The 21276-nt window shown below is 40.4% G+C and carries 18 protein-coding genes; 12 read left to right on the top strand and 6 right to left on the bottom strand.

Translation table 11 applies throughout. The features are described 5' to 3' along the window. Positions 1-52 precede the first annotated feature (52 nt). Both Q9451_RS22190 and Q9451_RS22195 read right to left on the bottom strand, forming a co-directional pair. On the bottom strand, positions 53-3046 hold the full coding sequence (locus Q9451_RS22190) for a hypothetical protein (RefSeq protein ID WP_345960753.1): 2994 nt from the start codon (positions 3044-3046) through the stop codon (positions 53-55). Next, positions 3030-3461 (bottom strand): hypothetical protein, encoded by a 432-nt coding sequence (locus Q9451_RS22195; RefSeq protein WP_345960754.1) that lies wholly within the window; start codon positions 3459-3461, stop codon positions 3030-3032. The genes Q9451_RS22190 and Q9451_RS22195 overlap by 17 nt, the downstream gene beginning before the upstream one ends. Positions 3462-4289: 828 nt before the next feature. Here Q9451_RS22195 and Q9451_RS22200 point away from each other — a divergent pair. Genes Q9451_RS22200 through Q9451_RS22210 form a run of 3 tightly spaced genes read left to right on the top strand, consistent with a single transcriptional unit; the run spans position 4290 to position 7938 of the window. Further along, entirely contained in the window at positions 4290-4697 is a 408-nt protein-coding gene (locus Q9451_RS22200) for a hypothetical protein (protein ID WP_345960755.1), read from the top strand. Between the two features lie 11 nt (positions 4698-4708). After that, positions 4709-5509: a hypothetical protein gene (locus Q9451_RS22205; RefSeq protein WP_192439769.1), complete on the top strand. Its 801-nt coding sequence runs from the start codon at positions 4709-4711 to the stop codon at positions 5507-5509. Between the two features lie 14 nt (positions 5510-5523). Further along, positions 5524-7938, top strand: a complete 2415-nt coding sequence (locus Q9451_RS22210; RefSeq protein WP_345960756.1) for a hypothetical protein — start codon at positions 5524-5526, stop codon at positions 7936-7938. A 27-nt stretch (positions 7939-7965) separates the two neighbouring features. On the opposite strand, the gene Q9451_RS22215 is transcribed toward Q9451_RS22210, so the two are convergent. Continuing rightward, on the bottom strand, positions 7966-8241 hold the full coding sequence (locus Q9451_RS22215; RefSeq protein ID WP_054889080.1) for a hypothetical protein: 276 nt from the start codon (positions 8239-8241) through the stop codon (positions 7966-7968). Between the two features lie 127 nt (positions 8242-8368). Between Q9451_RS22215 and Q9451_RS22220 the strand changes: the two genes are divergently transcribed. From Q9451_RS22220 to Q9451_RS22235, 4 genes are read left to right on the top strand one after another with little or no spacing between them, the layout of a single operon-like run. Next, positions 8369-8878 (top strand): hypothetical protein, encoded by a 510-nt coding sequence (locus Q9451_RS22220; RefSeq protein WP_345960757.1) that lies wholly within the window; start codon positions 8369-8371, stop codon positions 8876-8878. Continuing rightward, entirely contained in the window at positions 8871-9692 is an 822-nt protein-coding gene (locus Q9451_RS22225) for a hypothetical protein (protein WP_345960758.1), read from the top strand. Before Q9451_RS22220 ends, Q9451_RS22225 begins: the two co-directional genes overlap by 8 nt. Beyond that, the gene (locus tag Q9451_RS22230; RefSeq protein ID WP_156351108.1) at positions 9673-9840 is read left to right on the top strand and encodes a hypothetical protein; all 168 of its coding nucleotides are present in this window, start codon (positions 9673-9675) and stop codon (positions 9838-9840) included. Before Q9451_RS22225 ends, Q9451_RS22230 begins: the two co-directional genes overlap by 20 nt. 40 nt (positions 9841-9880) lie before the next feature. Continuing rightward, positions 9881-10510 (top strand): hypothetical protein, encoded by a 630-nt coding sequence (locus tag Q9451_RS22235; RefSeq protein ID WP_345960759.1) that lies wholly within the window; start codon positions 9881-9883, stop codon positions 10508-10510. A gap of 25 nt (positions 10511-10535) precedes the next feature. Here the strand turns inward: Q9451_RS22235 and Q9451_RS22240 are convergent, their stop codons facing one another. Together Q9451_RS22240 and Q9451_RS22245 are read right to left on the bottom strand one after the other, a co-directional pair. Further along, entirely contained in the window at positions 10536-11279 is a 744-nt protein-coding gene (locus Q9451_RS22240; protein WP_345960760.1) for a hypothetical protein, read from the bottom strand. Between the two features lie 9 nt (positions 11280-11288). Next, positions 11289-13553 carry a hypothetical protein gene (locus Q9451_RS22245; RefSeq protein ID WP_345960761.1) on the bottom strand — a complete coding sequence of 755 codons (2265 nt, stop codon included), beginning with the start codon at positions 13551-13553 and terminating at the stop codon, positions 11289-11291. A 150-nt stretch (positions 13554-13703) separates the two neighbouring features. Here Q9451_RS22245 and Q9451_RS22250 point away from each other — a divergent pair, with 150 nt between their 5' ends. The 4 genes from Q9451_RS22250 (at position 13704) to Q9451_RS22265 (ending at position 17954) form a co-directional block, all read left to right on the top strand. After that, positions 13704-13901 (top strand): hypothetical protein, encoded by a 198-nt coding sequence (locus Q9451_RS22250; protein WP_345960763.1) that lies wholly within the window; start codon positions 13704-13706, stop codon positions 13899-13901. Positions 13902-13938: 37 nt separating this feature from the next. Continuing rightward, a complete protein-coding gene (locus tag Q9451_RS22255) occupies positions 13939-15492 on the top strand; it encodes a hypothetical protein (protein ID WP_345960764.1) in 1554 nt (517 codons plus the stop codon). Positions 15493-15641: 149 nt separating this feature from the next. Then, positions 15642-16760 carry a hypothetical protein gene (locus Q9451_RS22260; protein WP_345960765.1) on the top strand — a complete coding sequence of 373 codons (1119 nt, stop codon included), beginning with the start codon at positions 15642-15644 and terminating at the stop codon, positions 16758-16760. Positions 16761-17180: 420 nt separating this feature from the next. Beyond that, positions 17181-17954 (top strand): hypothetical protein, encoded by a 774-nt coding sequence (locus Q9451_RS22265; protein ID WP_345960766.1) that lies wholly within the window; start codon positions 17181-17183, stop codon positions 17952-17954. Between the two features lie 86 nt (positions 17955-18040). Here Q9451_RS22265 and Q9451_RS22270 read toward each other — a convergent pair whose 3' ends face one another. Continuing rightward, positions 18041-18499, bottom strand: coding sequence for a hypothetical protein (locus Q9451_RS22270; RefSeq protein ID WP_345960767.1), 459 nt, complete (start codon positions 18497-18499; stop codon positions 18041-18043). Positions 18500-18607: 108 nt separating this feature from the next. On the opposite strand from Q9451_RS22270, the gene Q9451_RS22275 reads away from it, so the two are divergent. Further along, positions 18608-21262, top strand: a complete 2655-nt coding sequence (locus tag Q9451_RS22275) for a hypothetical protein (protein ID WP_345960768.1) — start codon at positions 18608-18610, stop codon at positions 21260-21262. The last annotated feature ends 14 nt before the right edge of the window (positions 21263-21276 follow it).

A 21276-nucleotide genomic window follows, 5' to 3' on the forward strand; every position in this document is an offset into this window, starting at 1 on the left:
ATTATTAAACAACAAAACCAGCATACGCTGGCTTGTTTTAACTCACTAATTTTTACCTCCCTTCTGTATCGGTTGCTGGTTTACCAGAAGCTGGTGGCGTTTCTGGCTTACCTTTCCACTTATCAACAATACTACCTACTTTGCCTTTAACAGAATTTGAGAAACCATCAAGAATTCTAACACCAGCTCTTTCACCGGCATTAGCAAACACTAACGTTTCAAATGTTTTATTAGATGCATCTTCATCTAGAATTCTTGAAGAGTCACCAAAGATTCTGTTTTTCATATCCATGAATTGGCTAGGTATTTTGAAGCATAATGTGTGAAGCATTGCCAACACAAATAGGCTTACTAAAAGACCAGTTAACATAGCGAAAAATCCACCATCACCCGCTATGCTACCATAAATAGCTCTTTCTAATTTCCCAGTACCAATACCGTAGATGAAGTAAAGCATCACGGCGAAACCTACAAGGTAGAATACAGCACCCATCCATTCACTTAGGATAAGTTTACAACCAGTGTATACATATCTTGGCTCTCTTTTAAGAGCCGCTTGGAAGAGTGATGAGTAGACAATAAGAATTGTTGATATGAACATCACACCCAATCTCATCACCATCATTATCAACATGATAGCTGGCATGACGCTAAGACCGATTGCCCACACACCAATGGCGATTAAGAAGTTTGCAAACCAGTCAATCGGCACAACCATGACTTCCATAACAAACACGCCGAGCTTGAAGAGCCAACCCACATAGTTTGCTGCAGTGCTTAACTTACTCATCAATTTACCAGCGAATGAATCACCACTGATATTGAATTTCGACATAATGTCACCAATGTCAAACTTACTAATAGCAGCTATCGCGGTTGTCCCTATTTTTATACCTATGCCCAATTTCAATGGGTCACTGCTATAAATATCAGAAATGGTACCCGTCGCACGCTTGTTACAAACAGAAGGATTAGCGTTACACTCAGCTACGCCTTGTGTGAATGACTTATCTGATGGTAGACCCATTGCCGCCTTTCTATTCAATAGCAATGAAGATTGGTTCTGGATGATATTGATGAGCATATCACTAACATCTTCATCAGCTTCATTGAAGTTTTGCATTTGTTGTGCTGTTTCAGCACTAGCAGAAATTGAAGGGTCAGCTAATGAATTGAAGATGAATGGTTTGTAGTCAGTGGTTAGACGTTTGTAAGCCTCAGTATCTTTGGCTTTCTGTAAATCATCACCGAACAACATGTTCAAATCAGCACCAATGTTGAATTCACCACCAGCCGCTTTCTCAACTGTTAGTCCGTTTCTGATAGCTCCATTCATTCTTGATGTGTAGTTCATGGCCTTACCAAGAGCACCAGCAGAAATACCCAAGTGAACAAAGCCAAGGTCAATGTAGGACAAAGCAATATTCTTGTATGGGTTGTTCTTCATCATAAATTTCAACTGGCCTGTCAAAGCACCCTCAGTAATGTTGCTGGATAAGTTACCAAGAGCAATGGCAGCAGAAGCGGATTTATGTTGGAACATGGTAACGTTCTCCTTATCCGTTTCACCATCGACACCCACATAGTAGGCACGACCACCCATGAACTGAACGCATTGGGTAGGAAGAGACGCAGAAATATTCCCTATATCCATCCATTCTGAACCACCAGCAAGGATGTTAAAACCGTTGATATGGATGTTAGCGATATCCTGATTTTTGAGAATGGAACAATTGTATTTCCAGAAATAGTTGGACGCTTCTTGTTGATACTGCCACTTACCAGCATAGGTGATTGATGGATTCAAACCTTGAGCAGAGTTTAAGAATTCACCAGCATAAAGCTCATAGAGTATGAACATACTTTCACCATACCCAGCAGATAGATATTGGCTCTTGATTTCATTCAAGCCATCATCCATCTTCATAGAGACTTTCATAATCAACGCTTCATCATAAAACGCTTGAGCTTCACGCCAGTTACCAGCCGCTACTACTGGATACGCCTGATTTTCATAACCTACCAACTTGCTATGATGGTCAGCAGCACTCATGACAGATTCACCATCAGCCTGAGCTTTTAATCTAACAGCACGAATAACGTCCTTATCCATACCAATCTGGCTTGAACTGGTTAGGTTATTGGCTTTTACAGAGAAGGCTCTACTAGCTTTACCATATTTCTCAGGAGAGTAGTTTTTGAAATTCTCGTTGTACATAAAGTCAAGTGTAGTAACCACACCATCTTTGAAGCGTGGCACAAGGTTGAGCTTCACATTATCTTGAATATCCTGAACCACTTGAGCCTTAGTAAGATTTGACGAGAAGAAACCACTTCTACCAAGCTGAACATTGTTGACGTTAACAACAGCACTCTTAGTAATGTTCTCAACCATACCATTCCATAGGCCCGCAACCTCACCAGTATCCCACTGAGACAATTGTTGATTGGTTGTGTAGGTTTGCTCAATGTTGTCAGCTTCATCACTCACTGTATAAAGAGTAAAGATGAGAGCCATCCAATTAAGTGAGGCAATCATGGTAAGAATGAAGACACCAAAGACAGCCATAGCTATCGTAGGAACTATCATCAGTCCACTTATTAATATGATGATAGCAAAGTCCAACATCTTTCTAGCACGTTCTTTTTCGGCCTGTCTGTCTTTTAACATACGAGCATACCAGATACCGTATAAACCACCTGTTATGAGAAAGACGGCAGCTAAATATTGACTTAACGTGACGTAGATGTTGTCAAAGAACACATCAAAGAAGTTACCACCACCCTCAGCCTTGTCAGGGTCATAGCCAAGCCACCTTGCGTATGCTTTGACTATGGGTTGTTGTAACGTCTTCTGGCTCAGGTCATTCAACAACCCAGCCGAGGCATCATCTTGAGCAATTGCAAATTTTTTAAGGTCAGTGGTATCCACCGGAGAAGATGAAACGCGAGCTTCAGCAGCGACCTCTTGTACTGTTCTTTCTGCATAGACACTACCAGAGAAGGCCAGTGTCACTACCAGCATTAATTTATATATCCATTTCATTTTTACCTCTAGTTACGTTTAAATTAATTTGCTCATCAGCTTCCATATCAGAGCAATCTTTTGTCAATGAATCCTCAAACCAATTCTTAATGGCATTTACTACCCTACCCTTCATCGCCTCAAAAATCACTGCAACTATGTAAAGCGAAGCTAACAAGACAAGAAGTGTAAGATATTCAATAACATCTTCACTCAGAGGAAGAAGATTTGAAAAGGTAGTCCATAGAATCATCAATGCACATACGAACATTAGATACAAACAAGCAACTAACGGCCAACACATAAACTTCAGAATGTCCTGCATCATCAAGTCATTGCGAGCGAAGTCTACAAGCTCCTTGAAGTCAGACTTTACAAACCTTAATCGCTTCACAAACTCTAATATAAACAGAAAGCTATTTTTAATATCATTCATGACCCACCTCCTTTCTTTCTTTGGTAGATGGACTAACAAACTCTAAAAAAATATCTGTCACTTTCAACTTAACAATCATGAACACAGGGTATGAAAATACAAGACATGCCATCCATAATGCCGCCATCAAGTGAGCGTTATGTATATTCAATACAATATTGAGAGTGGCAAGTGATACGGTGTAGACTACAACCATTATGTTAATAGTTATGATTAACGGAATCACAGAACAGAAAAGGAATGATGTTATGTAGAACACACCCACCATAAGAACAGAAAATGTGAAGACTACTGATTGAGCTAGGCTTGTTAGAATGACACCAAACAACCTAGGCTTGGCTCTTCTAACTTGATTAGTTGGTTGGTTATTCATATGTGATAAAGATGTTTATACTTTAATATTACCATGCACAATATTTATTGCAAATGAACCAAGTATTATAATGCTAAATTTTTATTGACAGAAAGAAATGAATACCCAGCAAAAGCTGTTGACCTGCAGAAATCTCAACACGGTAGACACGCCACGGTAGACAACCCAAATTGCAACGGTAGACACAATACGGTAGACACTATCCGGTAGACACTATCTACAAGCTAAAGAAAGCATTAAAGCAAGATGTATGTATTTGTCTACCGTCAAATAGTTTTCTGACGCCTTTCAGTTGTCTTTTATTTCAAGCTTAAATTACCTACTCTACCCACCATATTTATCACCACCAACATTTCAATTTACTCACCATTAATTGACTACCTTTATTAGTATGATAATATTTAAAATAGGAGTTAATCATTAATTTCTAAACCAACAACAACAACGGAGCAACTATGACAATACATACTTTACTAGCAGAAGATATTATTAAGGATATATCACCTACCAGCGAGTACGAGCTAAACAGAAACAAGACTAAATTCACAAAGCTAATCGCTGAACAAGAAAAGGCATTAGCCAAGCTTGAAGCAGAAGAAAGAAATCTAAAGTCTATGGCTTATGATGTTCTAGAAAATCCAGACGAACTTGAAAAACTTAAAGGCCAAATTCAAAGCAAGGGCTTGGAGATTGAGTTAGTTCGCAATGACGTTCTTGCTTATGATGATGTAATGTCATTCATCGACAACACCCTAGATAAGATTGTCACCAAGAAGAACCAAGAGCAGCTTTTGAAATATTTAAAACAAAAAGGTATCTCAACCGTAGAGCAGTTGAAATCAGCTCTATCAAACAACAACTAACAGAGGGATGAATGAAGGAAGTCAAAGAGAAAAGAACCAAGAAACTTGAAATGAAGGTCAACCCTTCTTACATCAGTTTACTTAGTGAGATTGCAGATACATACCGCATAAATAATGTCAGCACCCTTGTTGACATGATGCTTAATGGAAAGTCACTCACACGCAGCCAGTCAGGCCGAGACACCATGAAGATAACTGGTAACGTTGCCAGTCAATCTACTCAGTCTATCCAGCTTGTGAAGGCCGTCATCAAGAATGCCAAGGTCAAGAAAAAGCCTCTCGCTATCAAAGAGATTAACGAGCTTAGAGCTGGGTTCAGAGTCTTACATGGTGAAGACAATGCTGACGTACTTGAAATATTCCAAGACAACATTGAGTCTCTTGCAAAAGGTATTGGCAACATCATCACAAACAACATCAGATATGAACCTGATACGTCAAAAGAAGCCTTGAGGTTCAAAAGGCGTCTCAGTGAGATTGATGTAAATGGTAGGCTACCCCGCAAGCGAAATTTCTACTCTAGACACACAGATGCAACCTACGCGAAACACTTCAAAAACAATGGTGTATTCAAAGCTGGTGAACGTCCTGACGCCTACAACCGTCGAGCTTTAAAACACTCACTAGCTACCAGAGCTGACTTCATGATTGAGCATGTCAACCCTGACCAGTTCAAGAAAGCTTTTGAACTGTTGAAAAGGTGGAACGCCATCAATAAAGAAATCAACACAGCTTTGCTTGAAGGTGCATCACATGGCATTACAGAATTGTTTAAGGAGATTACCGCACTTAAAAAAGAAGCTAATCAATAACTATAGGTACACACATGACAACAGCAGCACCGATGGAAGCTGACCACGATAATAAACAGAAGATACAGAAAGCCAAAGGTGGAAAGAAATTCGTCTCCATGAACCGTGAATTCATCCACACCAGAGAAGGCTTGAAAGGCGTTATCAAATATCTAATATCAGATTCAATCTATCTGAAAGAACAAGGTATAACCCAGCGTATACCTACTGAATTAACCGGGCTTGTTGCCCTCCCCTTCCCACATGTGTACTACGGTCAGCCATGTTATGAAGAGAAGCTTAATGAATATAGCTATGCTGTTGCAGATGCTTTGATTGCCGAGTGGGAGAGACACGCCACACCAGCCGAATTGAAGCAGTTGAAAAAGAACCAGAGCATGAAAGGTTCAACAGAAGCTGAACGTGCTGAAATCATGAAAGCCTACTATGTCTATGACCACTTCTTGACCCTTTCACCAGCAGAGGCAGGTAGGTTAACGGAGAAGCAGCAGGTCAGATTACTACTTGATATGCGTGTTGAATTCACAAAGCTTTTCACCAGAGAAAAGGAAGACAATTATCCTACATTCCCTGTTCCACACATCAAGATTGAAAATGGTGAATACAAATCTCACCTACACATTCCTATGCTTAGTAAGTCTTACGATGGTAAGAACCTTGATTTGAATAATACCAAGCTCAGAATGTTTTGGGCATTGGTTCATTTAGAGAATTCACCAGAGTTCAGCCAGTATCTTGACAAGACAAACACCTTAGCAGCTCAGGAACGTTTCATACCTTCAAGCGAGAAGGAATATAAAGCCTTTCAATCAGTGATGAACAAAGTATTCAAAAGCAGTGATATAACCATCCAGAAAAAAATGATGGCCGAGCTTGGGATTACGATTGTTCCTAATCCTAACTGGTTCAAGCCATTAGACCCAGCTCTTGAAGACGATGAAAATTCACCAGCCAGCTCAAAAGACAAATTGCTGGTCAAGTGGGGTGATAAGACCTACAACCTCAAATACTGTGCAGGTTCAGGGAAATTCGGCAAGCAGTCGTTGACCCGAGCTACCAACCTCTACCACTCTGAGAACCTATCAGCATCAGCCAAGGCTCAGATGGCCGATGTGGTGGAGATTTTGAAGAACCCTGACCATCAGTCATTCGCTGACCTGAACGCCGCCCTCGAGGCTCACAACGTCTTCTTGATACCCAACATCACCAAGACCGGTGCCGTGCAGGGATTCACCGTCTACCTAGCTGATACTGACACTGAGGTTTCCATGTCCAAGCTGGGCATTTCGTTCAAGAAAGACCTACCGATCGATCTGAACGACCCGGCCACCATGGACGCTATCCGTGCTGTGCGTGATGCCAACCTTCACCGCAAGACCAAGACCACACGCAAAGACCCCGGCCTGTTACCAGAGCCTGACATTGAGCTGTCTGGTAAACCATGGGAGCACACGTTCAGCTACAAGAAGAAATTCATGTATGACTATGCGGGTATCCCTGAGTACATGGCAGACACCGGGGGTAAATTCGGTATCACGTTGAAGAACTACCTGACCTATGACCGTGGCGTCTTCTATGACAAGCGATTCCAGAAGCAAGCCATTGTGGTAAGGGAATACACCGATGACACCCTGAAGACCAGCTTGACCAGCGAAAGCCCTGCAGCAGCTAGGGCACTGGCTCAGATGTATCTGGAAAACGGTTACTCCACCATCATCATCACCAGCCAAGGTACCACCAGAAAAGCCCAAAACATCTGGCGTGAGGCATCCATGCTTGGCTTGAAGGTCGAAGGGTACACCCCTACCCCCGAGGATGAGCAGTGGTTGAAGGTCGAGCTGCAGAAGAAGGCATTGGCCGTGCGTGAAGCCAACCAACGTGCCATTACGGCTTACAAAGCCACCGGGCAGGACTTCGACATTAAGACCGTCTCAAACCAGTGGAAATCAGTAGACAGAAGCCCCATAGCCTTTGCTTTCGTGGACTTGCTGAAAGCTGGTCTAGATCCGCTCATGGTCATGAACCCACCGAAGAAATCCAAGCATCGAGCAGAAGAAGACGACCTTAAGGCCCAGTACCACCAGATTCTGGAGCTGGTGAAATCAGAGTGCCCTACCCGCTTGGAACAGGCTCAAAAGCTCATGGATAGGTTCAAGCCAGTGGAAATGGTTCAGGTTCAAGAAGCCCCGGCAAAACCAGCAGAAACGGTCACACCAGTGGCACCAGTAGCACCAGTCATACCAGCTCCAACGGAAGACAAGGCTACCCCTACACCAGAGCCAGCACCGGCACCCGCAAGGTCTAGGCGTGAAATCGAAGCCGAGATTGTGAGACGTAACCTCAGTGAAGTCAGGGAAAGTGAACGTGCTGGACAAGAACCCAAGGTCAACCCTGATGACCCTAAGTCAGTAAAACCAAAATCCAAATAAACGAAAACCCCTTCATGGGGTTTAGTTTTATGGTCGCTCAATCTTATCAATCAAATCGTCTAACCAAATGTAATCTTCCAATGCCTCTAGCTCTTTAGACTTGTTGTATTCCAAGAGAAGATTGTAAGCGGCTTCTGTATCAAATTCAATATCTGATTCACCTTCGGGATAGTCATAGTCGTGGTCATAGTCATATGCATCAGACAATACAGCTATAGTGCCAGATTCTAATTCTTCAGCAGCTAATCTTTCAAAAAATTCTACATCATCGTCTTCTAGGAATTTCTCATTGTGTGCATTCATGGTATTTGAAATTTGTTGGTTACTTACATTTTACCTAAAGCAAATACAATTTCAACAATTTGGACTCGATATTATTGATTAGGGGTATTTATATGTTATATTGAAATAAGATACCAACGGATTAACTATGAGACTACAAAAGAAATACAAACAAGAAACATTAGACAATCTTGCAGAAATTTATAATGATTCAGAATTTGAATCACCATCTGACAAACTCAGCAAGCTTTATGAGATAGTCAATATTTCATGCTACGATAAGATGCAATTTGATTTAAGGGACATGAAGCATCTACATAAAGTCAAAGATTCTCATGAGCAAGCATTGAATTTACTAAATAAACTCTACATTCAAATCAGAGCAGATATTGAACAATTCAAGACTCTACCCATTGAAGATAAACTCAATAGCATCACGAAAAGTAAACTGATGGAAGTTTCACCGAAGCGTTACAGACACAATGAGAATATCTTCCTTATGGATGAATATTCTACTGATGTTGAGCATGACTATCTTACATTGACGGCCCCTCTCAGAAGAGAATTTAAAAAGCGTTACGATGCTCAGATAATTGAGCTTCAAAAAATTATCACACAAGCTAATGCAACACTTAATGAAAGAGGGAATCATGAATGATGAGCGTTATGAGAAATTAAAAGAGTTACATGGTAAAGGAAAACTGAAGCTAAAAGATTCAGCAGAACAGGTGCATTCAAAAAGTAAATTGCTTACGAAAACAGTAGGCTTATTGAAGTTTCATGAAAACCTTATGGTCTTCAATAACTACTTATGCAATCCTGCAAACGACCACAACCATACACAAAACATCATTCCAACGTTGAGGAATTACATCGTAAAGCGTAGTGATGTTAGTGAGTCAATTAGGGAAGAATACCTAACACAAATATTCAACCATATTGAGCTTCATAACAAAATATTAAAAATCAGAATTGAGCTAAAACACCAGACAATAAATGTATTCTCAAATGAATTGCTCATGAAAAAATATGAGACATTCTTTGTTGATGACGAAGGTAAGAAAAGAGCTAACCTAGACCTGATTAAAGAGGCACTACATCAACAGCTTGAAGAAAAGAATGGCGGAAAGCCTATAATCACTTCAATCACCTTCTTTGAATACTCAAGAAGCAAGGACAAACCATCAACCAAGGCTCTAGTGAAACTATCTTACAGGGACTTGATATTTAACAACTATGGCTTAAATGTTGAATTTTCAAATGGAGAAAGCCGTAAAATGGACCTCTACAAAGATGCAATTTATTACAAAGACCTAGCACATGGCGTTGATGGAAAATTGGGCACTTACGAAATCTACAAGGGTGAAAAGTCTATTCCTGATTCACCTGAAGCCAAGGAAGAAGCAAAAGAAGAAATAATAAATCAAATAATCAATGACAAGGAGAATTCAAATGATGAACCAATCAACTAATCACTTTCTCAACAAGTGGAATGAGTTTTTGAAGGAGAATAAAAACTACATCAAGCCTGATGACAAAGAAGAAATCCTTAAAGATATGGCTTCTATCTTTGAGAAGAATCTAGCTGAACAACAGCCTAAGCAAGATGATGTGGAGTAAGTTAAAGTCATGGCTAGCTTCATTCACCACTGCTAAGCCAGTGGCTGAAGAAACACCAGAATCATCAGATGATTTTGACTTTACCCCTACGCCTAACACAACGCTCAGGGTCAGTAACCTTCATCTTACGGAAGATAAGGTTCAACGTATTTTCTTAGACCATGCTTTTAAATTCAAGCTGGGTGATGTTTACGATATTAGGGATGCACGGCAGGCCGAGATTAAAAACAAAGGTGAATTTCTTCCAGAAGAACTAGAGCAATACAAAGATGAGCTTGAAATCATAAACCTTATCATTAACTATGAACGCAAAGACTTCATGTCTCGTTGCTACATGAATCACTTGGAGCTTTTGCGGAAAATTGCTAAGGAACTAATCAGGCTAAATTTACCCATAACCGCTGGCATTAATCCAGAACTGGAAGTCTATTGGAATGACAATGGACAGAAACTATTGAAACCCATTGGCTTAAGATTGGAAAAAATTCAGAAAAAAATAGTCCAAGATTTATATGATGCAGGTATATTGACTGATGATACCCAACAAGACACATCCACTACAACATCCAACGAAACACCACCAGCTTTGACTAAAGATGAAAGTGTTGTAGTCATGGATGGTTCCAGTGAAACCACAGGCGAAAAGAAATCAACCTTGAACTTCAATTAAACAAACCAGCCGTAGCTGGTTTTGTTCAGTAGTCATCATCGAATAGGAAAGAGTCTTTATAGACCTTATTCACTATCTTACTAGGCGATTGTGCATTAGCCTCATTTCTTAATTCAATTGAACTCATGATACCTTTCAAACTGGATTCAGATTTGAAGCGGTATTTTTGCTTAATGCTTGTGCCATAAGCTTTGGCGAATTCAACAAAGAGCGTTCTAGCTTCTTGCAAGAACTTTTCTTGTTGGGCTTTCTCATCCATGTCAGACAGCACCAATTCATAACACAATTCATACACGTATTCAGCAACAGTTATTTCATCATCGAAGCCTTGACCATTGTTGAATTTGAAGACCTCATGAGTCATGAGCGATGACTTACCCGCTCTTAACACATCAACCTTTTCAGCCAACATGATAGCCAGTTTACGCTGGTCATTGTCTGGTCTAGCTACCTTAATGGCGTCAGCTTCTACCTTACAGACTCTATTGGTGAACTCTTCTATGAGCAGGTCCAACGTTTGTTTTGACAGGGAGTCAACGATAGACTTCACCACAATTTCTTGTACAGAGAATTTCTTTAACTCCACAAGGAAAGGGTTTGGTGTACCCATGAAGCCAGCACTGAAATTAGAGCTGTCACTATAATACTCAACCTGTTTCTTGCGGTATGAATCACTTAGAAGCTCAGTAGATAAAGCTGTTAATTTCTCAGAAAAGCTTTTCGCCTTTCTGGTTTTGTATGCATTTGCGTTTCTTAAATTCAATCCCATAGAATCACCTCATGATTTTAATTTTGTGTGTTTGTTTTCATAAGGGTTTTCGTTAGCAATAGCAGCTCTTACCCCTTTCTTAGCATTTTCAATCTTCTGTTTCTCACTTTCCAAATCTCGGGTAGCAGAAGCATAATCTATACCTGAATCATCATTCTTTTGACCTTCAACCTTATCAGATGCTGTTGCTCTAGCTTCTTTCAACTCAGTGTATTCTGGTGTATCAAGTATCTCAGGAGCACCAAACTCTTTAGCTAGAAACTCTTCAATTTCCTCAGCAGTAGGCGGCTTCTCACCCATGACAGGAGCTGGTTCATCGAATGAATTGGTGAAAATCCCTTCCAGAATGTCTCTGTCAAAATCATAGTCAACATCTGGAATAGCCTCTGTCACATGAGCAGGAATATCACTGAAATCAGGCTCAGCTACTGATGGTTTGTCAGAAGGCACTGACTCTTTAAGAGCAGCATCAATAGCCACATCCAAGGCAACATCAACCGCAACGTCAGCCACCGGCACATCAGGAACGGCAGCAAGCTTAGCCGCTTCTTTCATACCTTTGAGAACGTCATAGGCCGCTTGGAAGCTGTATTGTTCCTTGGATTCCTTGATTTGCTCATCAGACATACCTTCATGTCTTGCACTGACTTCCTTCATGAAATCACTGTAACTATGGACCTGTTTATCACTCAACCAGCACCCGGCAACCTGTTTTATGTCGATTCCAGCCGTTTCAACGACTTTGGCTAACACCTTCTCCAAGGTCTTATCTGACATGGATTCGACCTCACCTTTCACGCCTATGAGGTTGTAACGCTCCTTGCTATGGTCTTCATGTGAGCCAGTCTTAACGAGGATGCATTTGTTGACGATGACCTGTTTAGAAGCAGGTGCTGCAGGCTCAGCAGGAGCCGCTTTCGCTGGCCCATCAGCAGCTGCAGGCTCATTGGGTATGGACTGTTCAGCTACTGGTGTAGATCCAGCAGGAACAGGCTTAGCAGGCTCATCAGCAGCGACCGGGGCCGCTGGCTTGGCTTGATCGGGCTTCACACCTTCTACATCCTGATTCGCTTCTTGCTTGGCCCTGTACTCATTTTCAGCTTGCTTGGAAGCGGCAACCTGTTCAGGGGTAGCCTGATCGAGTTCAGCAAGATTCTTCATTTCGTCAATTTTCATGGTGACGAGATATTGCCAATCCTTGTGGAAATGGATTTGCTCAGGCTCAAAACCAGCCTTTATCAATTGATTTAGCTTCTGTTCATAAATCATGCCAAGGTTGTCTTTGTAACGCTCAGCAGCGGCAGGCTTGACGTTGAAGAACACCTTGTCATGTCCAAACTTCTTGTAAGCAGCATCACACGCAAGCTGACCAGCAGCCTCATTGAAGATTCCAGCTTCATGTATTTTGATGGTGCCGCCACCCGTTCTCCAGCTCAACAATTCTCGGTTGTATTTGTCGTGAATGGTCACATCATGGATGAATGGCAAAGGAAGGTTCTTGTAAGCTGGGGCTTTGTGATGGTTGAAATACAAGCCCAATTCTTTCATACGTTTTTCTAACCAATCATCTTCATCAGCAGCTCTACCATTCTGGTCAACCAAGGATTTCTTGATACCATCATGAAGCTTTGACTTCTTGAACTGGTCCTCAACGTTATTATGGTCAAAATTAGTCACTAGGGTTTGCCTAGCTTCATTGGCGTCTTTAACGTCATTTTCCTTTTTGACTAAATCAGGATTAGTCAAGGTGAACAAGTCATCTTCAGGAGCATCGACTGGAGCAGCTTCAACCACCTTTTTAACTGGCTTTCTGGCCTGTCTTACGTTGGTGAAATGCTGGAATTCATCAGTGCCATTCTTGATAGCAGCAAATGATTCATTCACAAGCTGTTGCTTTTCACCCAAATCCTTACGAGCTGTTATCTTATCGAAGTCCACGCCGAACGATGGGAGAACCCTTTTCAAAGCATCTATTGTGTCTTTGTTTCTGAAAGCATCATCGACCAATGCACAGAATGAATTCGACAGATTTACACCATCAGCAGCTCTTACGACCGCTACCGTAGCGTAGTTGTGGGAAATGGTTAAAGATGGGTAGTGTGAATAATCAAATGAAATGTCAGGATTTTCTTTCAGAATCTTCTTTGTAAAACCAGAAAATTCTTTCATATACTTTTGATGTGTTGATACATCAAGGCTTATCTTTTCACCAACAAACTCGTTATCCCTTGCGACGAAGTTTGCAGCTATTATTTTTTCATTTAGCTTAGACATAGTTTCCTTATGTAGTTATCTAATATTATTATAATATATAAATACCCTTAAATCAAATAAATGGATGTGATATTCAAATAATTATCTAGCTTACTTGCATTAGGATACTTATATGCAATAATTATAATATATGAATAACTTAGGTATCCCATGGAAAACAAACAAATAACACCTACTTCATCTTTTGATGAAATACCAGAAACAGCCTTTTATTATGGCGAAGAACCTGAACAGAAAATTGAAATTAAATCAGAGCCAGCTAAAAGAGAATTGAACTGGAGCTTCCTTCTTGCTTGCTTTTTTGGCATGAGTACTATGGCTTTACTCATTCATATAGTTGGATTGTGAAACCATAAATAATAACAAAACTAAAGGAGAATCACCGATGAGAGAAAAACAAGATTTACCAAAAATATTTCATGAAACACTCACCAGACAGTTTGGCGAAATCATAAGAGAAACTGAAGAGTTGGTTGATAAAGGTTATATTCTTATGACCCATGAAAAGATATTTGACCTTATATCAAAACACTCAGACAAGATTAGAGACTACAGCAAGATTGAGGTTTATAGAGATTGGTTCAGTCGAAGTGATGATGATGACGGCATGTATACACTCAGTGAAAGGGCTTTTGAAATACAGAAGAGATACTTCATCAAAACTGACGAAGAGATTCAAACCAGTGAAAATATCCTAGCAACCTTACGAAGCGAACCATATTTTCATGGTTCAGATAGATGTGATGACATTTTCTACTTTGAAGATATATCCCATAGTGAAGACCCTCACTACTATCTACACCCATCATGCATATCAGACATTGGAACGATATTCCATGAATTCTATGATTTCAAAAGGGCACACAAGATACCCTGTGATGTTTGCAGCTCATATTTTATACTCAGCTCATTAGTTAAAAACTCAACCAGCAGGGAATATGAGATTGTATCTAATGGTACCGCCCTATTCAAAGTTGAGAAAAACAATCCATTGGAAGTTATTTCACAGTATGCAGCAAAAAACTACATTCAGAACGTTATCGGTTCAATCAACTACAATATTGAAGCTGACAGAGATGCATGTAGCTTTTTGCTAAAAGAAATCTACAAAGCAACCAGACTGTATACTTCAGATGACATTGATAAGCACCTTACAACTGATATACCAGTTTATCCATATACAGAAGGTCAAACCGAAGTATTAGGCGTCTATTACTACAAACCAGAAGACACAGACGTATGTGAGTATCTTTTCATCACAAATAAAGACTGCTTTAGCGTTCACTTGAAAATTGATTACCCTTTCCGTGACTGGTTCCACACCACTCAGGTTATTGAGTATGGAAGCGTAGCCACAGTGTTTGGTAGCGAAAGAACTATCAACCTAGAAGAACTCACAATGCTGAATGGCCTTGTGATAGGAGAAACACCAATCAGATACGTTGATAACCTTGAATTAAATGAATCTACATTATTAGAGTTTTGTAGAAATGAGCACTATCAACACTTCAACTCTGAAATATCAAATTACTTCATTCAGCATAAAGGAGCTTGGATTCAATCGCCAGTAAAATTGAAAAATGACTACGCAATAAGCGTCGAGGGTATAGAGAGGGAACGTTTGCGTGAGAATGGCGAAATATGCTTAACAGAAGAAGAAAAATCAGCTTTAGAGCAGCAACGTCTTAACGCTACCCCAGCTCAGTTACACGCACCTGAACCAGAACAGGAAGAAACGCAAGACTTTCATGACTTTAATTTTGGTGGAGAACCTGATGAATCATTATCTGTCAAAGATTATGGAATTATCACGACCACCATTGATAAGCATGAAACTGATGAATCTCAGCCACAAGAAAAACGTAAGTTTAAGAAAAGTGTAAAGTTCGTTATGTGGACAATACCAGTATTAATAGCTGCTTACTTATTTTTTGGCTAATTAGAAATTCATACGCCTTATAAACAGCCCCTAATAGGGGTTTTTTATTGGCTATATTTTACTTAAGGATATTTACATGTAACAATATAATAAACAACATACTCCATATTATGAAGAACTTACTAAACATAAACAGCAGAAATAAAATATTGAAGGATGTATTCTCAAGTTTTGAGCTTGAAGTTATCAACGCCATAATCAGCATTACCAGAGACGGCACCAAAGCAATCATCATGCGTGAGAAAGTCTATAACAGACTGGCTAAATTAAACAGAGGCATTGCATCTAATCGTAGGATATACACTTTCAAAAATCACCCGCTGGAAGTCCAAGAATTCGGGCATCCATTTGAAATTAAATTCAAAATCAGCCAGATAGGAACAACATGTGATTTAAGAAGCGAATTGAGAGATAACAATGAAGGGTATAACATTTTAATACTTGATGTTTCTGCATTCATTTCAAAAGAATACAATGCATACAAGAAATTGTGTGAATTCGGTTATCCAGTGATATCAATGCGAAAACTGTTTGTAAAGCAAAGCTCAGAGTATTTAAAAGAAACTCAAAAATTGATGGATACAAATGCTATAGGGCTTACTCTAAGCTACATAACAGATTTATACTTCACGGGCTTAGCTGCAAACTCAAGAATCAAAGCAGAAAATATTGCCAATGATTACGCAGGAAGTGCCTATACAAATAAGCTGTACTTGATGGCTTATCATATATTTTCCTATGCCTATCAAAATGAAGACCTAAATTTCTTATTCGGCATTTTCCTTGACATTGGCACTATGAATAATAGTCAATTTTATAAACTCATCAGCGATAAATACACCAGCATACCGTATTTAGGAACAAATCCCTCAACAATATCTACTGTAACTTTGCAAAAAGAGATTGATGAAAATATTATTGAATATGAAATCTTCATAAAAAGAGAAGGCCAAGTAGCTCACCTTATTTATCAAGATGACTTTGACCCAAACGGTATAATTATGTGCAACCTATATGATACATCTAAAAAGGACAGTCTAATCATCAGAGGGAACGAGTTCTGTATAGATGATGACTTCATGGAGAACCAACATCTAGAATTGCTACTCATGGTTCTCAGTGACTGCGAAAACGTCAAAGTTCGCACTGACATTAGATATGACTATCAAAAATCTATGAAATGGGTAATGAACAACACATGTCCGTCAGAGCCTATAAATGAAACTAAAATACAGCTTCACGAATATCTTCAACAGCGTGGAGAATAATTTAATGGCCTAAACCGCCTTTATCACCAGACAAAAAAAAGCCCCAATTAGGGGCCTAAAATCATCATTCACACCATTTGGTTGTGTGACTGTAAAGAACAGCACTATACCGCACTCCCCTCCCCATACCAAGCACTTCCCAGCTAACGCATCATAAGCCCAGCCAAGAGCGGGTTGGACAGTGTTAGCGGTGTTTGATGGCCCGCGTGCATCCTGTTCAATTTTTAACCAAATCATCCGCATCACGGCATTAATTCAGCCTTGATAAGTGTTCATTCAGCAAATTGTCTTAGTTTTTTTTAAAAATACTTGAATTAGTGGTTGCTAGAGATACCCAAACCTTCTACTATTCGTCTCAACAAGGCACAAAAATAAGCCTTGAAGCTTCATCATCATTTCATTCATTTGGAGATTTACAGCATGAACGCTACCGCTACCAACGCCCCTGCAGCTACCGAAACCGAAGACTTTAAAAAGCTGTACCAAGACACTACTGTTGAAGGTACTTCCCATCTGCATAACCCCAATGCCAAGAAAATTGCAAAGGGTGTTATTGATACCTTCAATGAAATTTTGGTTCCAAAGGCTGAAATCAAGCTGAATGCTGATATCAAAGCGGCAATTGCCCGTGATGATTGGGATACCGCTGAATCGCTGATGGCTCAGCGTAAGGAAGTCAAAGCGAACCAAGCCAAAGATGGCAACATCATCAAGGAAATTCGCAAGCATGACTTCCCACTGGTTCTGAAAGCCTTCCGTGCTGAATTCGATGCCATCATCTACGAGATCGCTTACAACGTTCTGACTGGCTCCCACACTGCCATCGTAGAAGCTGCTAAATCGACCCGTGCCCCGCGTGGCTCCAAGGCTACTGGCGAAGATGCTGGTAGTGAAAAAACTACTCGTAAAAAGTCGATGTTCAAAGTGACTAAGCCTGATGGCACCGTTGTTGATTTCCCAGTCATCATGGGGCCAAAGGGCAACACCGACTACAAGGCCGTAGAAGATGCCTACAAGGCTCTTGGCTTTGAAGTTAAGCAAGATGGTGATGAATACGTTGTCGAACCAAGCACCATTGAGCTTAAAGCTGGTGGCGAGGTGATGGTTAACCGTGTGAATCTGATGGACGCCATCGAAAAACAGACAGCCGCTCAGTTCGACGGCTGGAAGGTTGAGAAAATCAAAATTGACTGATTAACCAGTCGATGACAAGAAAGCCCCTTAACTGGGGCTTTTTTGTGTCTATCATCCTGACAAACCATTTGCTGATACTCCTAATATCAACAGGCTTCCATTTGACTCTTCACCCTTCTACGGGTTGTTCTGCGAGGCTTTCTAGCATTAGCAATCTTGATTGCCTCATACACGGCCATTAGGAAACGTTCTGTGTAGAAACGAACCCTAGCAAACCTCCCCGCCTTGATACGCTTCTTTCCGATTTCTGGCGTGAAATCTGGCTCAGCACTCACCTTTCTATCCACTACAAGCCTGCAAAGATAATTGAAGTGCCTGTATGCAGCATCCTTAATGTCATACTTCCTGATGAAATCATTAATCAACATCCTAGGGAAGAAGTCATAGTATGCTGGGTATTTCTCCATCACTCTAACGTCAAACCTTTCTAACTCACCAGACTCAACAGAACATATAAAGTTCTTGCAACGTTTGGTTTTGTTTTTATCAGTAGTGGTTGCTCCTCTTTTAACCACCTTTCTTTTTGCACCCATTATAATATCCATATTAGTTAACTCATCTAATATTCAAGTATTACATATAAATATCCAAAATCAAGATTGAATGAATATTTAATTATGTTAGTATGATAGTATGAAAACATAATTATCATAATGAATAAGTTCAAATTATCAGCAGTATTGCTTGGCCTAACACTACTTGTTGGTTGTACTGACCAAGGCGATAGGATACCGGGCAAGTGTGGAGTCAGTGAAGGTAATGCCAACCTAGTGGTTGGATACAACAACGAGCAATGCAAAGAAAGTGTCTCAGCTCGTTTCAACATGACCTTGCTAAAAGGTGAAGGCACAGCCTCTATCCCTTCTGGTGATGAAGCAGCCACGGAAACACAAAAAGACATTGATGCAGACCCATCACACTTAAAGCTTCAACAACAAGCCAATACAACCACCAGCATAGCTAAATTCAGTTGGGTTACGTCCTTGTGGTTTGTCTCAGCATTCATCCTAATTTACACCGTGGCTAGAATACTTCTTTCAAGAGCTGTTCAAGAGAAAGACCAATATGAAACTGACAAGCCACGATACCCATTCATGAGTTACTGGTTGCCAATCATAGGCATTATAGCCATGTTGCCAGTGACCTACAAAGGTGATGACGCTTACAGTTACTCTACGGTTTCAACCTACTATCCAATTCTTAAAATAATGTGGGGTGATTCCCTAGAGGCGTCAATAGCATCTTCTTATCTAGCTAATGAACAGAAAGGTCAGCTAGGTGGAGTTCTAGGTGAAAAGACCAGAATCTATGACCCGTCCTACGCTAATGCTCGCTCCATTGCCTATGCTCAGGTCAATGCCCAGCTACTAGACAACCTCACAGCAAAACACTACTACAAGCTTAACAACCAGCTTGTACCACCTAGTCAAAGACAAGTAGAGTTTCAGGAACCATTCGCCTATTTCTTTGATGGTAACACTGTCTCAATCAGAAGATTAGAAGTGGGAAGCCAAAGGCAAGACCAGACGATTTCAGAAGTAGCTACCATGAACATCAAAGAGTCTTACACCCTGAATCCTACGGTTAAATCAGATGCTGTTTCACTAAGAGCACAATACACCACTACTGAATCTGGTCAACAGCAGACCATGCTTGCGGGCTTCAAAGCCGCTCTCATGAACAAGGTAGGTGTAGATAAGGCAAATGCTGATATCAACAATGCGGTTACAGCCCAGTCTAATGAGATTGTCAAAGCAATCTTCCTTGAAGAAATGAGAAACCAGACTTTTATAAGGATGACAGCACGCTTAAACGAAGAAATTATGTGTATCTCAGAGTCACAACTTGCAGGTAAGACCTATGTGAAGGACATTGAGACATACATTAAATTCTTGAATGGCACCACAGACCTCTACCAGTATGACGGGGCTATTGAGTGCGTAGGCGGCAAGCAGGGAGCGTTCAAGCTGTATGGTAGTCGTGACATGGCTACTGTCACCAATGAGCGAAATACGGCCTTTAAACAGCTCGTAGACCACAACTATGAAATCATCGGGAATCAGGCCACAGCCTTGAGCAACGTGACCATTGATGAAACCAACGGTAGTGCTTGCGTGAAGGCTCGTAAGGGTCTTAACACTGACTTTGCCCGCTACTACCCACAATGCTTGAGGGAGTCATCAGCCAACAGACAAATCATCAACATGACCGCTGGTAACTTCACGATGACCGGGAACGGTGAAGGAAATTATGTTGATACCAACTACCTTCTTAAAAGAAACTCTCAGTCTGACAGCATGATGATACGCAGCTTTGACACCATCATGACTGAAATGTACAACAGTGTTGAAGTAAAAGTAGAGTTCAGAGAAACCAACAAAGATGCCTATTTAGAGACTTTGATAACTGGCAACTTAGGTGATGTGAATTCATTGACTGACACCATCATGTTCATCATCAACCCAGCCACCTCTTTCAAAAGAGATTTAGGGTGGACTGAAGAATGCAAAGGTAGTATGTATCGTTGCATCAAGTCTGAGAACGTGATTCCAGCTCTACAAAACGTCTCAGAGAAAATGATTGACTCAGGATTCTACATAGCAACATTCAGCTTATCAGCTTCAATTCTTTCTTCTAAATTCAAAAAAGCTGATGACAAGTCGATGAGCTTGGACGGGAAAGAAAAGAAACACAGCTCAGTAAAACAAAAATTATTGAAAGTGGTTGAGTTCTTATTCTCTATATTCTCAACATATGGATACTGGATGTTCTACATAGGTTGGCTCATTGCGTATATCCTAGCAGTGATACCATTGTTCTTTGTTATTGTTGGATTGCTGATACTGATTTATTTGCTATTCTCAATTTTCCTCAGTGTTTTCAGATTTATGTGGATGCTATTTCCTAACGACAGAAACAATATCACCATGAATTTCAGAAAAATGGCGAACGAATTCATTTATGACGTTTCAATCAAATCAGTGCTTATCATCGTTCAAGTCTTTTTCTACAAAGCGTTAGGATGGGCATTGAAGGTTGTTTGCTTCTATATGCTCACCTTCATGGAACAAGGCGTAACAGAAGCTATATTTGGCTCAATACTACTTGCACCAGTCTGTTACTTTGTGATTATAGGCATGTTGCAAGGCGTCATCAAATTGCTTGATGCCTACGCTGAAAGACTTGGCGGTAACAGCCTATTGGCAGAAATCATGAGTGATTCATTGCAGCTTTGCCTAATCGTCATCACCTTTGGCTTACCGCTTCTATTCATCAGAATAAACCGAGCAGTTCGCAGAAGACGCTAAAACACTAGCAACCT

The organism is Pseudomonas sp. NY8896 (genome assembly GCF_039634505.1).